The sequence below is a fragment of the Aurantibacillus circumpalustris genome, assembly GCF_029625215.1.
GTDB lineage: Bacteria > Bacteroidota > Bacteroidia > B-17B0 > Aurantibacillaceae > Aurantibacillus > Aurantibacillus circumpalustris.
The window spans coordinates 2,966,338-2,979,623 of the sequence record NZ_CP121197.1 but is presented as its reverse complement, the minus strand read 5'-3'; the positions used below and the strand labels follow the sequence as shown (position 1 = coordinate 2,979,623).

9 protein-coding genes are annotated in these 13,286 nt (G+C 35.9%); 2 read left to right on the top strand and 7 right to left on the bottom strand.

Going from position 1 to position 13,286, the window contains the following annotated elements; translation table 11 throughout:
- Nucleotides 1–9 precede the first annotated feature (9 nt).
- A complete protein-coding gene (locus P2086_RS12390; protein WP_317897056.1) occupies nucleotides 10–3,477 on the bottom strand; it encodes a PKD domain-containing protein in 3,468 nt (1,155 codons plus the stop codon).
- 154 nt (nucleotides 3,478–3,631) lie between these two features.
- On the opposite strand from P2086_RS12390, the gene P2086_RS12385 reads away from it, so the two are divergent.
- Nucleotides 3,632–4,543, top strand: a complete 912-nt coding sequence (locus P2086_RS12385) for a DUF58 domain-containing protein (protein ID WP_317897055.1) — start codon at nucleotides 3,632–3,634, stop codon at nucleotides 4,541–4,543.
- A 301-nt stretch (nucleotides 4,544–4,844) separates the two neighbouring features.
- Here the strand turns inward: P2086_RS12385 and P2086_RS12380 are convergent, their stop codons facing one another.
- The 6 genes from P2086_RS12380 to P2086_RS12355 all read right to left on the bottom strand — a co-directional run bounded on the left by P2086_RS12380 (nucleotide 4,845) and on the right by P2086_RS12355 (nucleotide 11,683).
- Nucleotides 4,845–5,558 carry a LytR/AlgR family response regulator transcription factor gene (locus P2086_RS12380; protein WP_317897054.1) on the bottom strand — a complete coding sequence of 238 codons (714 nt, stop codon included), beginning with the start codon at nucleotides 5,556–5,558 and terminating at the stop codon, nucleotides 4,845–4,847.
- Nucleotides 5,555–6,598, bottom strand: coding sequence for a sensor histidine kinase (locus tag P2086_RS12375; RefSeq protein WP_317897053.1), 1,044 nt, complete (start codon nucleotides 6,596–6,598; stop codon nucleotides 5,555–5,557). Before P2086_RS12375 ends, P2086_RS12380 begins: the two co-directional genes overlap by 4 nt.
- Nucleotides 6,599–6,946: 348 nt before the next feature.
- Nucleotides 6,947–8,455, bottom strand: coding sequence for a peptide MFS transporter (locus P2086_RS12370; RefSeq protein WP_317897052.1), 1,509 nt, complete (start codon nucleotides 8,453–8,455; stop codon nucleotides 6,947–6,949).
- Nucleotides 8,456–8,522: 67 nt separating this feature from the next.
- Nucleotides 8,523–10,241 (bottom strand): peptide MFS transporter, encoded by a 1,719-nt coding sequence (locus P2086_RS12365; RefSeq protein WP_317897051.1) that lies wholly within the window; start codon nucleotides 10,239–10,241, stop codon nucleotides 8,523–8,525.
- Between the two features lie 150 nt (nucleotides 10,242–10,391).
- On the bottom strand, nucleotides 10,392–11,138 hold the full coding sequence (gene phbB / locus P2086_RS12360) for an acetoacetyl-CoA reductase (protein ID WP_317897050.1): 747 nt from the start codon (nucleotides 11,136–11,138) through the stop codon (nucleotides 10,392–10,394).
- A 140-nt stretch (nucleotides 11,139–11,278) separates the two neighbouring features.
- Nucleotides 11,279–11,683, bottom strand: coding sequence for a MaoC family dehydratase (locus tag P2086_RS12355; RefSeq protein ID WP_317897049.1), 405 nt, complete (start codon nucleotides 11,681–11,683; stop codon nucleotides 11,279–11,281).
- A gap of 377 nt (nucleotides 11,684–12,060) precedes the next feature.
- On the opposite strand from P2086_RS12355, the gene P2086_RS12350 reads away from it, so the two are divergent.
- Nucleotides 12,061–13,239 (top strand): class I SAM-dependent rRNA methyltransferase, encoded by a 1,179-nt coding sequence (locus P2086_RS12350; protein WP_317897048.1) that lies wholly within the window; start codon nucleotides 12,061–12,063, stop codon nucleotides 13,237–13,239.
- The last annotated feature ends 47 nt before the right edge of the window (nucleotides 13,240–13,286 follow it).

Genomic DNA, 13,286 nt, shown 5'->3' with positions numbered 1-13,286 from the left:
CAAAAGGTTCTATTTAATCAAGGTTAAAGTGCCTTTAATTACTGGCGTGTTATCCTTATCATGCAAATTAATCGTGTAAAAATAAGCCCCTACAGGCAACGGGTCTCCCAAATAGCTGCCATCCCAAGCATTTTTGTAACCTATACTTTTAAAAATACGTACCCCCCAACGGTTATAAATTTCAATTTCGGCAGTTGGAAAATAAACATCAATAAATTCTAAACGCCAAAGATCATTCTTACCATCATCGTTTGGTGTAACAATATTTGGAATGAGTTTTACGATATCCGATACTATCGTGGATATTCTAATCTCACTTGTGAAGGTGCTGGGGCATCCAAACAAATCGGTTATTTTAAGCGTTACAACATAAAGGCCATTTTGATTGTAAAAAGTTGAAGGATATTTTAAGTTACTTGTTTCCCCGTTTCCAAAATCCCAAGTCCAACTTTCAGCGTAAGAAGACGTGTCTCTAAACAAAACATTCGCTCCTAGGCCTGCTATAGAATTATTGATGTGAACAAATTTGGCAACGGGGCGCGGTGTAATGTTAACCGACTTAGAAATAACCGATTGGCAGCCCTTATTGGAAGTAACAATGTGGGTAATACTATACAAACCTTCGCTTGGAAAAACTACGGAAGTATCTACTGAATTAGAAAACCCAAAACCTCCAAAATCCCAAAAATGACCGCCAGGTAAAATTGTTGAAGGTGCTGCAATTGATGAATTATCTTTAAACAAGATAAGCTGTGCCGAACCACTGCAAGAGCGACTAAATGAAAAATTTACATTTGGCAATTCATAAATCACAACAGGTTTTATAACAGTATCTGCACAATTAAAACTATTTATTACTATCAGTTGCGCAGAAAACGTGCCAACGTTTGAATAAGTGTGTGAAGGATACAGTAATGTTGATGGCGCCGAATTATCTCCAAAATCCCACTTCCACGATTTTAAAACACCTACTCCCGATAGGTTAACCGATTGATCGCCAAAGTCTGTAAGTTTCCCCAAACACACCGAAGTGACCGAATAATTTGCAAAAGGTTTGCTTTGAAAATTAACACGTACAACATCACTTGTACTTAAACACAAACCGTTATTACTACTCGTTAAGGTTAGGGTAACAAACCCTGTTAACACTTCAGAAGGAGTTCCGATATACGTTGCTGTTAAAACGCTATTGGATGGTAAAAATGAGCCTGAGCCACCAGACCAAAGGCCAGTGTTTGTAACCGTTCCGGTGACTGCGCCTGATAAAACACCACGCGGATCATTTACACAGGCATTTACATCACCACCCGCATTTGCGTAAGAAGGTTCTGTAAATAAAATACTCACACTATCTTTCACAGAGAAACACGCACCGTTGTTAGTACTTTCCAAATAAAGCTTAAGGTTTGGCATAGCAACATCGTTTATACTGGGAATATAATTTGTGCTCAAAGCCACATTATTTGGTGAAAAAATACCAGTACCATTTGTCTGCCAAATACCTGTAGAAGTGGTTGTACCAGAAATTAGCCCGTTTAATGAAACTGTAGCATTATTCGAACATTTGATAATAGGATTTATCGTACTTGCTTTTATAAGCGGTGCTTTATTGATGATGATCAAAACAGAATCATTTACGGCATTACAACCAGCGTTATTCGTGCTCGTTAAGATAAAATAAAGCTGACTTAACGTAGTGTCTGATGATGATAATTGATAGGTAGGCGTAAAGCTATTTATTCCGGAAACAAATGTACCGCTACCTGGAGCCTTAACATTCCAAACTCCTTGATTGGTTGCACCAAAAACATTGCCGTTTAAGTGTAAAATTGGATTGTTTCCACAAATAATAGAACTTGAACCCGCGCTTACAATTGGAGGTTGCTTTACGTGTAATTGAAATGTATCGGACGTGTTCGGACAAATACCTGTGCTGCTAAGAATAAACTTTACGTAACGATTATTAATCGGAATGGACAGAGCGTTGTTTGTTGTATCTAAAAGGCTTGGTGTATAAATATTATTCGTTAATTGTGTATTGCCAGAGGACAAAGTACCATAACCCTGCAGAATTGACCAAACACCAGTTATAGGTCCACCACCCACTATTCCGCTTAAGGTAAACTGAGTATTACCACAAATAGTTGCGGTAGGTGCTGAGTTTGCGTAAGCAAAAGAACTAATTTCAAAATCACTGGCTTGAGCATAAGCACTTCCAGCCAAATAACCACCATTACTCACACTTAAACCAAAAATATCGGCAGGATTTACCAATTCATTATAAGAACCAACCGATACAGACGAAGTAGGAAGGTATATTCTTGCTGTAACAAGATTACCACCACTACCTGGCACAGTTGTAAAACTGGTGGAACTAATAGGAACATTCACACCGTTGCTTGTTAAAGTAAAACTAGACTGAAAACCCGATCTGGTAGAAATATTCAAATTCAAAGAATCACTGCTTAGGCGAATAAATGCTGCTGAATAAGATCCAGCGCAAGAAACGGGTGCCATTTGTGCTCCACTCAATTTACACCCATAACCACTTAAATGAAAAACATAGATTGGTTTATCTGAATGTATGTAAGCTATTGGATCTGAAATGTTTATAGAATATGTTTCTGTTGCGTTAATTAACCAAGGAGTTGCACCAGAACTCGTTGTTATTGTAAAACTTGTAGAGTTTAAAGGTGCTAAAATATAGGCAATGTCTTCGGTGCCATTACCCTTAAGCACAACGTAATCTTTTCCTAAATGGTTGCTAGGCGTGATTTGATCAGCAAAATATGAGGGACAAGTAGAGGTTGTTCGTATGGAACCTTTAACCGTAACAGCAATGTCCCTATCTGCTGAAACAATAGAACCCGCTAATTCACTAAAATTTAAAGTATTTGTGTCTAAAACCGAGAATGTTTCACCTCTATTCAAGGTTTTTACAAAGGTGGCATTTTTAGCATGCCCTACACATGAGGCTTTTGGCGTAATTAATACGGTAGTAATGCCTGTTTGTGTGGCTACCACGTCAAAACCGACGCCTCCTCCATTTACTGTATACGTTAAAATGGAAGCCGAGGCAGGAACCGAGGCGTAAAAATCTCTACCCAGCGCTCTGCGTCCTTTCAAGCTGATCATTTCTCTATTTTTAATTCCAACAGACTGTCTGTCAAATGTATAATAAACCGAAATATTCTCTTTTGAACTGATATAAATTCCAAAAGGATTCGCGGAATTTGCAGGACCAGACTCCACAACTGAAATATTAGCTGTAATATCAAGGGTGTACGTGGTATTTGCAGCCACAGCAACCGATACGTTTATGGCAGATGGCCCAACCAATGCTGGTTGCTGAATATAGATTATTGTAGGCTGTGAATACGTTTGAAAGTGCAGTACAATTGGGAAGTCACCCATATTGGCAGGTACATCAGGCGCCACAAACCAGAAACTAGTGTCGATCTGGGATCTTGACTTCATAGCAAATAGCGATACAAACAATAAAATAAAAAGCTGTTTCGTCATGCAAAAACTATAGGTTTGTCGAAGATTTTCAAATCTTAAGCAAAAATATACAAAAATTTCTTTAATTTCCTTGTTTTTCCTGAAAAAAACAGATATTTACAACAATCAAATGTTAATTAGTCCCAGTAAAATAGAGCCTTTCAAGAACCTTGAACTTTTGGCTAAAAAAGTAGTAGAAGGTTTTATCACTGGTCTGCACAAAAGTCCCTTTCATGGCTTCTCTGTTGAGTTTGCAGAGCATCGCTTATACAATACTGGCGAAAGTACTAGGCATATAGACTGGAAATTATTTGCCCGCTCTGAAAAACTGTTCGTAAAACGTTACGAAGAAGAAACAAATTTACGCTGTCAAATCGTAATCGACACCTCTGCAAGTATGCAATTCCCTAAGGATTCCGAGAATACCAAATTAAAATTCAGTGTGTATTCCGCAGCAGCTTTATGTGAATTGTTAAAACAACAAAGGGATGCCTTCGGACTCACTTTATTCAACAAAGAAATCACAAATCACCTCCCTGCAAAAGGAACACCTCTTCATAAAAAACTTATTTTAAACACACTCGAAGAGCTTTTAGATGATAAATCGGAGCATAAAGAGACGTCAGCTGCTTCAGCGCTCAATCAAATTGCCGAAATTATTCACCAAAGGTCTTTGGTTGTTATTTTTAGTGATATGTTCGAAAATGATGCTCATAACGAAGAGTTGTTTTCTGCCCTACAACATTTAAAATATAAAAAACATGAGGTTGTTTTATTTCATGTGGTAGACAAATCAAAGGAACTCGAATTTGAATTCGAAAATAAACCTTATCATTTTATCGATCTTGAAAGCGGTGAAGAAATTAAATTAAATCCAAGCCAAATTAAAGAGCAATACCAAAAATCAATTAATGAGTTTAAAGAACAATTGATTTTAAAATGTGGGCATTATAAAATTGATTATGTGGAAGCCGACATTAACAAGGGTTTCGACAACATTCTTTACACCTATTTGGTAAAACGACAAATGATGTCGAAGTAATATTGAGTCTGAATAGACTGAATTCTATTTAATTTCTTAGACAAAAAATCTATATTTTTAATTGATTTGGGCGTGCCCTCATGAAGCAGAAAGGCAGTTGATTATTTGAGTGAGCCTTTCGCTTCATGAGGTCGGCCTGTTCGTTATAGCCGTCTCGTAAGACTTAAGTGTTGCGAGATGCAGCACGTACGGGGTCTTTGTTCCAAAGCCTCCGTCGCTTTGCAACACTAAAGTCTTTCTTCACCGGGCTGCTACTTCCATACCTCACGCGGGTATCCACATAAATCATTTCTTGTTGATATTATATCTTTGTTGCTACTTTTCCATCAGACCCAAATCCGATCTGCTTGTAAAAATTTTCTTTATACGTTTCGCTTATAGGAATGTAAGAATCCTTAACTCTAATCCTATTTCGTTCGATCAGGTCTATTTTATTTAATGTAACAATGTATGATTTGTGCACCCTACAAAACTTTGATTTTGGCAAATCCATTTCTAAATCATAAAAGGTTTGTGACGTAAGGATTTTTCTGGTGCTTGTTTGAATACATCTATAATCTTTCATTCCTTCAATAAAAAGTATCTCATTAAAAAAAACTTTCTCTATCCGGTAATCCGATTTCACGAAGCAAAAATCACGATCATCATTGGTGGTTCTATTTATTCGAAAAAACACTTTCTCAACTGCTTGTATAAACCGTTCTGCACCGAAAGGTTTCAGTAGATAGTCTGTTACATTTAATTCGTATCCCTTTAACGCGTATTCGCTATAGGCTGTGGTAATAATTACATAAGGTTTTCGTTCCAACGATTCCAATAATTGAATTCCCGTTAGTTCGTCCATTTTAATATCTAAAAAGAGTAAATCAACACGCTGTTTTTTAAGAAAACCTATGGCTTCAAAACCGTTATCAAATGACTCTAATAGGTTTAAATAGGAGATTTTTTCAACGTACTGTTTTATGCGTTTTAAGGCTAAGGGCTCGTCCTCTATGATAATACAATTGATACTCATGAAAATGAAATTTCGAGATTTACAAGGTACCAATTGTTTTCTTCTTTCACAGTTAGTTTATAAGTGTTTTTATAAAGCAATTCCAATTTTTGTTTTAACAACTGAATGCCAAGCCCATTATTTTCTGTGTTTATTTCTTTGGGTTCATGAATATGATTCTTACAAAAAAACAATAAATGATTTTCGGTTATATCAAAACGAATTGCAATAGCGTTTTCGATTTTTTTATTTGTGGCATATTTGAAGGCGTTTTCAATTAAGTGTATTAAAATCATTGGTGATAAGTATTTTCCGTTCGTGTTGCCATTAATCTCAATATTCACAAACTTTTCATTAGCAGTTCTTATTTTTTGCAGGTCAATATATTTTTGAATGTATTCAATTTCCATGGTTAAGGGAATTTTTTCTGCATTTGATTCGTAGAGCATAAATCTCAGAATATCGGAAAGTTTTCGCAGGTACTCAGATGCCATTATAGGATCATCTTGTATGAAGACATCAATATTGTTAAGGGTATTAAACAAAAAATGAGGGTTTATTTTAGATTTAAGCAGTTCAAGTTGACTAGCAATCTTATCTTTTTCCAGCTCAGTTTTTATTTTAATATCCTTTATCCATTCAATAAAGATTCTGAATAAAAATCCTAGTATGATAAAATATAATAACGGTGAAGCCACTACCGTTATCGCTAATATGCCCTGCATGGTGCTCATCTCCGCGCCTTTGAGCGATGCTTTTTGTTGTACATAACCAGGGATAGAAATTAATAACATTAACGTAAAAAAAGCGGCAAAAAACCAGACAAATCGAATAAAACGTTTTGCGAAATACGGGAAGGAGAAATAAGACGAATAAAAGATACAGGCGCCGACAGGTAAAATAATCAATAAGCCTTTTAAATTATCGCTAACGGTGGGGCCTAATCTGCTTTGGAATATTACCCAAGAGGAGGCAAGAATGATCTGAAACACAAGAACAATCAACAAGCTCGTAAAAATCCAGAACGCAAGGTGAAACATAATTAAAACCGACTTTTTCATAATTAAAGATTTAAGTTAAACATAAACCAAAAGTCGTACGAATGAATTCGTTTTAAAAATAAAATCTGCATAATCGGGTATATCAGCTCTGAAATGGGTTTTGAGGGCTTTTTCCTGATAATATAGAACTACATGTAACGAATAACAAAATGTTTCAAATATAAAATGCCGAAAACCTTTAGAGGATGATAATATCTGCTACTTCTAATTTCACTTAACGTATTTTCCCTGGAGAAAAACTTTCATTTACGTTTCTTGGAATCAATTGGAATTGCCTCATATGCTTTACCTTATGGGTACTGAGGAATTCTTTTTTACCAAAGAATACTATTTAAACTTATTAGCCCCCTACTTCACCTCTCCCATCAACTTTTTAACGAGCGGAGAAATCGCAATTAAAATAAAGCCAGCAATTAAAGCATAAAGTGCTAATTGTTTATAACCTTCTGCGTAAATAAGTAATTTCTCAATGTTGCTTGAATTTTCTGAAGCACTCGCAATATTCGCTCCTAGTAATCCGGCAAAGTACTGTCCGTAAGCGCTGGCTAAAAACCACATGCCCATTACAACTGCCTGCGTTTTATGTGGAGATAATTTTGTCATTGCCGACATACCAATAGGAGACAAGCACAATTCACCAAACGTAATAATAAACCAACCAAACGTGAATACATTTAAAGAGGTAACACCGTTTGAATCTGAGAAAAACTTAGTATAATAAAATACATAAAAACCTCCGGCTAAAAACAAAAAGGCTAAACCAAATTTTACAATGGTGTTAGGCTCGAGTTTTCGTTTTGCCATTGCTAGCCAAACAAGTCCAACTATGGCAGCAAAAGCAATTACAAAAAACGAATTGGCAGAATTGTTTACGCCGTTAGGATCAAGGGTAACACCTAACAAACTAGAATCCAAATTATGTCTGGCAAAAAGACTTAACGATCCCCCACTCTGCTCAAAAAATGCCCAGAAAACAATTGAGAAAATAATAAATACCAATGCTGCTAAAAGTTTTTTATTCTCTGCCCATGAAAAATTTCTCATTTCATAAAAGAGATAAATTAATGATGCAGGTCCAATGATAAACATAAAAATATCTGTGTATTCGGTTTTAGCCACCATGGTCATAATAAGCGGTAGAATGGCCAAAGAACCAATATAAGTAGTATATTCTAAAAACTTTCTACGCTTTGGATCTAAATGTGCTATTGGCGAAATACCAATGTTACCAAGACTTTTTTGAGTACGTGTAAAGGTTAACAAACTAATCATCATTACAATAGATGCAAAACCAAAAGCAACATTCCAGCGTAAGTGTTCAGGAATTAAATCGGCAAATAAAGAACCGTTAGCAGTGGCTACACATAAATAACCACCAATAAGTGCGCCAAGGTTAACCCCAGCGTAGAACAATGAAAAACCCGCATCTCTTCTGTCATCTCCTTCTCTATAAAGCTTTCCAACAATGGTAGAAATAGTAGGCTTAAAAAAGCCAGTCCCGATAATGGTAAAACTAATTCCAAAAAAGAAATATAATTTAGGATCAAGAGCAAGTAGAACGCTTCCAATAATCATTAAAATACCACCCCAGAATAAGGAGCGACGGTATCCTAAAATTTTATCGGCAAACAAACCACCTACAAAAGTAAACGCGTACACAAAAGCCTGTGTAGCACCGTATTGAAGGTTCGCTACCTCGTCGTTCATACTTAACTCGCTCACCATAAACACTACCAGCATTCCGCGCATACCATAAAAGCTAAAACGCTCCCACATTTCGCTAAAAAATAAATACCAAAGTTGTTTAGGGTACTTTCCTCTAAAATCTTGAATTTCAACTTTTCCGTTTTGTTCCATTGTATAACTGTATTATTACAAAAAAGCCTCCCGAAAATCGGGAGGCTTTTAAGATTTGATTAAAAAACTAGCTAACTTTATTTTCTTTCATTACACCGTTAAGCCATTTAAGCATGGCAAAAAGAATAATAGCTGCTGCCATTACTAGTATAAAATTCAAATAAAAGAAATTCTCTTTATGCTCTGTTGTCTCCCATAAACTAGAAAGCATTCCTGATAATTTATTACCTACCGAGATAGCAAGGAAAAAGCCACCCATCATTAATGCAGTGATACGTGGAGGAGATAGTTTGGATACCAATGATAAACCCATAGGTGATAAACATAACTCACCGACCGTTATGACCCCATAAGAAGCGATTAACCAAAACGAACCTGCCTTCATTGATAAATTATTTGTAGACAATACCGCACCAACCATTACTAATGCAGATAATGCCGTAATTACTAAACCAATTGCAATTTTAGTCGGAGTACTAGGCTCTCTTTTTCTACGTCTCATAAAACCAAAAACACCTACTACTAAAGGCGTTAACACCACAACCCAGAAAGGATTGATAGATTGATACAACTCAGTTGAATACAATTTTAAATCTTGTCCCTGGGCTGGCACCTGATCTCCGGGAAGAGTAGAAAAATAACTTCTTGACTTTTCTAATTGCCCAATCTTGTTAGAGAATTCACCTTTAGCTTTTAATTCTTCAGCCGAAACTGCAGGCATAGCATCTTCTTGTGCTCTTAATTCAGAAATCTTAGCGTCAAAAGTGGTCTGATCTGCAGAAACAATATCATTGTTTACAACAACTTGTGCCATTCCTATTTTATCGGCAGCTGTTGAAATACTTTCAGGCATTTTTCTATCTGTATGATCTTCTGCCCAAACAGTTAATGCATCTCCATTTTGATGAAAAATTGCAAAAAATAAAATTACACAAGTAAATACCGCCAGTAAAGCTTTAATAGCCCTACTCTCTTTTGGATCTCCTGTAAAAGCTAAATAAACGAAAAAAGAAATTACTGGTAAACAACCAATAATAAACGCGTCATTTGTATCAGATCCTAAAAAATTTCCAGGAATAATGTAACCAATAATACCAAAAACAAACATTGGTAATACTGTCATACTAAATATTTTACCAGTAGACATATCACCTGGCGAAAGAGGTTTTACAATATCAACGTGTTTAATGTGTTTGGTTCCTAGTAAAAAGATTACCACTCCAACTAACATACCAACTCCAGCAGCCGCAAAAGCGTGACCCCAACCATAATTAATACGCATATAAGCAGCTACGAAGTTGCAAATGAAAGCACCAATGTTAATTCCCATATAAAAGATATTGTAACCAGCATCTTTTTTATCTTTCATATCATCGCCACTATAGAGATTACCTACTAAAGTTGAGATATTTGGTTTAAAAAAACCATTCCCAATAATAATAAGAGCAAGGGCAATAAAAAACGAAGTAGTGCTGTGAACCGAGAGTAAAAAATACCCTGCGGACATCATTAAACCACCTATTACAATCGATCTGCGGTAACCGAGAATTCTATCTGCCAGCAAACCACCAATAAAAGGTGTTAAATAAACCAGACCTAAATAAGTGCCGTAAATATCAGACTTTTTAGCTGCGCTGAACCCCATTCCACCATTGTTCCATCCGTCGAGCATGTAAAGCGAAAAAATTCCAAGCATTAAATAATACCCAAAACGTTCCCACATTTCAGTTCCAAATAAATACCAAAGCCCCTTAGGATGCCCCTTTTGTCCAGTTGTTTGTTCCATTTTTTTATGTTTGTGTTAGACGCCTAAAATAGGTCTTTTATTTAAAATAACAAACCCCCTTGCGGGGGTAAATGGAAAAGGGAAAATGGCAGATGGAAAAGGGATAAACTACCTCTTACATTTTCCATCTTACCTTTTACATTTTACATACTAATAAACGTGTTGTCCACCATTAATGCTATAATTTGCACCTGTAATAAAACTAGTTTCTTCGCTTGCTAAAAAGCTTACCAAATGGGCTACTTCGTGTGTTCCACCTAAGCGTCCCATAGGCACTTGTGCTACAATTTGCGCTAAGACTTTTTCAGGCACAGCCATTACCATATCTGTGCCAATGTATCCTGGAGAAATAGTATTTACAGTGATTCCGTATTTAGCAACTTCCATAGCCAATGATTTTGTAAAACCATGCATACCTGCCTTTGCAGCACTGTAGTTGGTTTGACCGAATTGTCCACGTTGCCCGTTTACAGAAGAAATATTGATAATACGCCCAAACTTACGTTCAATCATGCCATCTAAAACATTGCGCGAACAATTAAAAACCGAATTAAGATTTGTATTTATAACGGCATACCAATCTTCTTTTTTCATATTGATTAATCGGCCATCGCGCGTTATACCTGCGTTATTCACTAAAGTATCAATGGGTCCAATTTCCGCTTCAATTTTTTTAATCATGGCTCCAGCGCTATCAAAATCGCTCACATCACCATGAAACAATTGAATGTCAAACCCCTCTGCTTTCATAGTTTTTAACCAAGCTTCAGCTTTTTCTTTTGTGTGATAATTCCCAACTACGTGGTAGCCGTCTTTATAAAGTTCTTTACACATCGCAGTTCCTAAACCGCCCGTTGCGCCTGTCACTAAAACAATTCTTTTGTTTTGCTTATCCATAGTTATAAATTTTAAGTTAAAAATAATTTAAATAGAACAGGAAAGAACGTTTGCAAATGGAAGATGGAAAATGGAAAAGGGAAAATGGAGGAAAGGTATATACATTTGCCATTTTACCTCTTACATTTTACGTTCGGAGTCTAGTTTTTAATTTTCTCAGTGTTTAAAATAGTTGCTTCACCGCTAGTACAAACGAGTCCATCAGGATTCTTGATAAGTGTTTCAACAACCGCTCTGTTTTTATCTTTGATTAATTCCTTAATAGTGAATTCAGCCTTGTAAGTTACATCTACATACATTGGCTTTAAAAAATTAAGAGATTGTTTTAAGTAAATAGTTCCTTCACCAGGAAAAAGTGTCCCAAAAACCTTACTAAACAAGGCTGCTCCTAACATTCCATGCATAACGGGTTTTCTGAATAGTGTTTTAGCAGCATAAGCAGCATCGGTGTGCACTGGATTTTTATCGCCAGTAACTTCTGCGAAACGATTTACTTCATCTTGCGAAAAACTAAATTCGTGTGTGTAAACTTGATTTACTTCCATATAAGAGGGTTTGATAAATTTAAAAGTAACATTCTAATTATCATTTTCAAAATAAATCTCAAAATTAATACCGCTTCTTAAAACCACTAAGGCACTTAGAACACTGAGAGATACTAAGGCTGGTGATCCGTTGGCACTGATAGTTAAAAGTTTAGAACCCGTAGTAAACAATATCAGATGAAATGTTTCTTGGTGACCGTTGGGGTTAAAAAACAGAAACCACAAAGAACACAAAGTAGACACGAAGAAACACAAAGAAAAATTCCTTTGTGACCTTTGTGTAGCACTTCGTGCCCTTTGTGGTTAATTAAACCAGAAATCCTTAAGAAACATTATGATGGTAATTAAGTGGTAAAAGAACCTTAAATTTGCACCCTATGAATTACCCGCAAATAATATTAAACAAAGGAAAAGAATTCTCAATGCAACGCAAACATCCTTGGGTGTTTTCAGGAGCCATTGCAAAAAAAGATGCAACACTTCAAGATGGAGATTTGGTAGAAGTTAATTCTAATAAAAATGAATTTCTTGGAATTGGTTATTACTCTGGAGGAGGAAGTATTTCGGTTCGTATTATTTCTTTTGAAAAGACTATTATCGATGAGCATTTTTGGTTCGAAAAAATAAGTAAAGCTTGGAAGTACCGTCAACACTTAAATATTCTAACCGAAAATACCAACGTGTGCCGTTTATTTTTTGGTGAAGGTGATGGTGTACCGGGATTGATTTTAGATTATTATGCGGGACATGTCGTAGTCCAAGCGCACTCTTGGGGAGTTTATTTACAAAAGGATAATATAGTTGCTGCTATTAAAAGGGCATTGGGCGATTCTTTAAAAAGTATTTACGACAAAAGTGCAGAAACACTATCTAAACACTTTGCGGGAAAAACTGAAAACGGTTTTTTATTTGGTTCTGGTGAAGAAATTATTGTAAAAGAAAACGGTCATCTTTTTAAAATTGATTTTATCAATGGTCAGAAAACCGGTTTTTTTATTGATCAACGGGATAACCGGAAACTATTGGCAGAATACAGTAAAGACAAAACTGTTTTAAACACATTTTCTTATACCGGCGGATTTTCAGTTTACGCAGCTGTAGCTGGCGCGAACAAAGTACATTCGGTTGATGTGAGTGCTCCGGCAATTGCACTCTGCGACAAAAACATCGAATTAAATAAGTGTAAAAATCACGAAAGCTTTGCCATTGATACATTTGATTTTTTAAAAGACAAAAAAGATGTATACGATGTAATTGTTCTCGATCCACCAGCCTTTGCTAAAAGTCGCGATGCCAAGCACCACGCCGTAATTGGTTACAAACGTTTAAATACCATGGCCATGAAATTGATTAAGGCAAACGGAATCATTTTCACATTTAGTTGTAGTGGCGTTGTTGATAAAATGCTCTTTTATAACACGGTTATTTCTGCGGCTTTGGAAGCTGGAAGAAACATTAAAGTACTGCATTACCTTTATCAGCCAGCCGATCATCCTATCACTCCATTTTTTTCAGAAGGAGAATATTTAAAGGGTATGGTTCTTTGGGTGGAGTAATTTTTAACGCCATTGTTTATAAACAAATAAACAATCTTTCATACATT

What these genes read in the sequence shown, in the direction of transcription:
- P2086_RS12355 (WP_317897049.1), bottom strand. Translation starts at nt 11,683, where the DNA reads ATGGAAGTAAATCAAGTTTACACACACGAATTTAGTTTTTCGCAAGAT.
- P2086_RS12390 (WP_317897056.1), bottom strand. Translation starts at nt 3,477, where the DNA reads ATGAAGTCAAGATCCCAGATCGACACTAGTTTCTGGTTTGTGGCGCCT.
- phbB (WP_317897050.1), bottom strand. Translation starts at nt 11,138, where the DNA reads ATGGATAAGCAAAACAAAAGAATTGTTTTAGTGACAGGCGCAACGGGC.
- P2086_RS12380 (WP_317897054.1), bottom strand. Translation starts at nt 5,558, where the DNA reads ATGAGTATCAATTGTATTATCATAGAGGACGAGCCCTTAGCCTTAAAA.
- P2086_RS12375 (WP_317897053.1), bottom strand. Translation starts at nt 6,598, where the DNA reads ATGAAAAAGTCGGTTTTAATTATGTTTCACCTTGCGTTCTGGATTTTT.
- P2086_RS12370 (WP_317897052.1), bottom strand. Translation starts at nt 8,455, where the DNA reads ATGGAACAAAACGGAAAAGTTGAAATTCAAGATTTTAGAGGAAAGTAC.
- P2086_RS12385 (WP_317897055.1), top strand. Translation starts at nt 3,632, where the DNA reads ATGTTAATTAGTCCCAGTAAAATAGAGCCTTTCAAGAACCTTGAACTT.
- P2086_RS12365 (WP_317897051.1), bottom strand. Translation starts at nt 10,241, where the DNA reads ATGGAACAAACAACTGGACAAAAGGGGCATCCTAAGGGGCTTTGGTAT.
- P2086_RS12350 (WP_317897048.1), top strand. Translation starts at nt 12,061, where the DNA reads ATGAATTACCCGCAAATAATATTAAACAAAGGAAAAGAATTCTCAATG.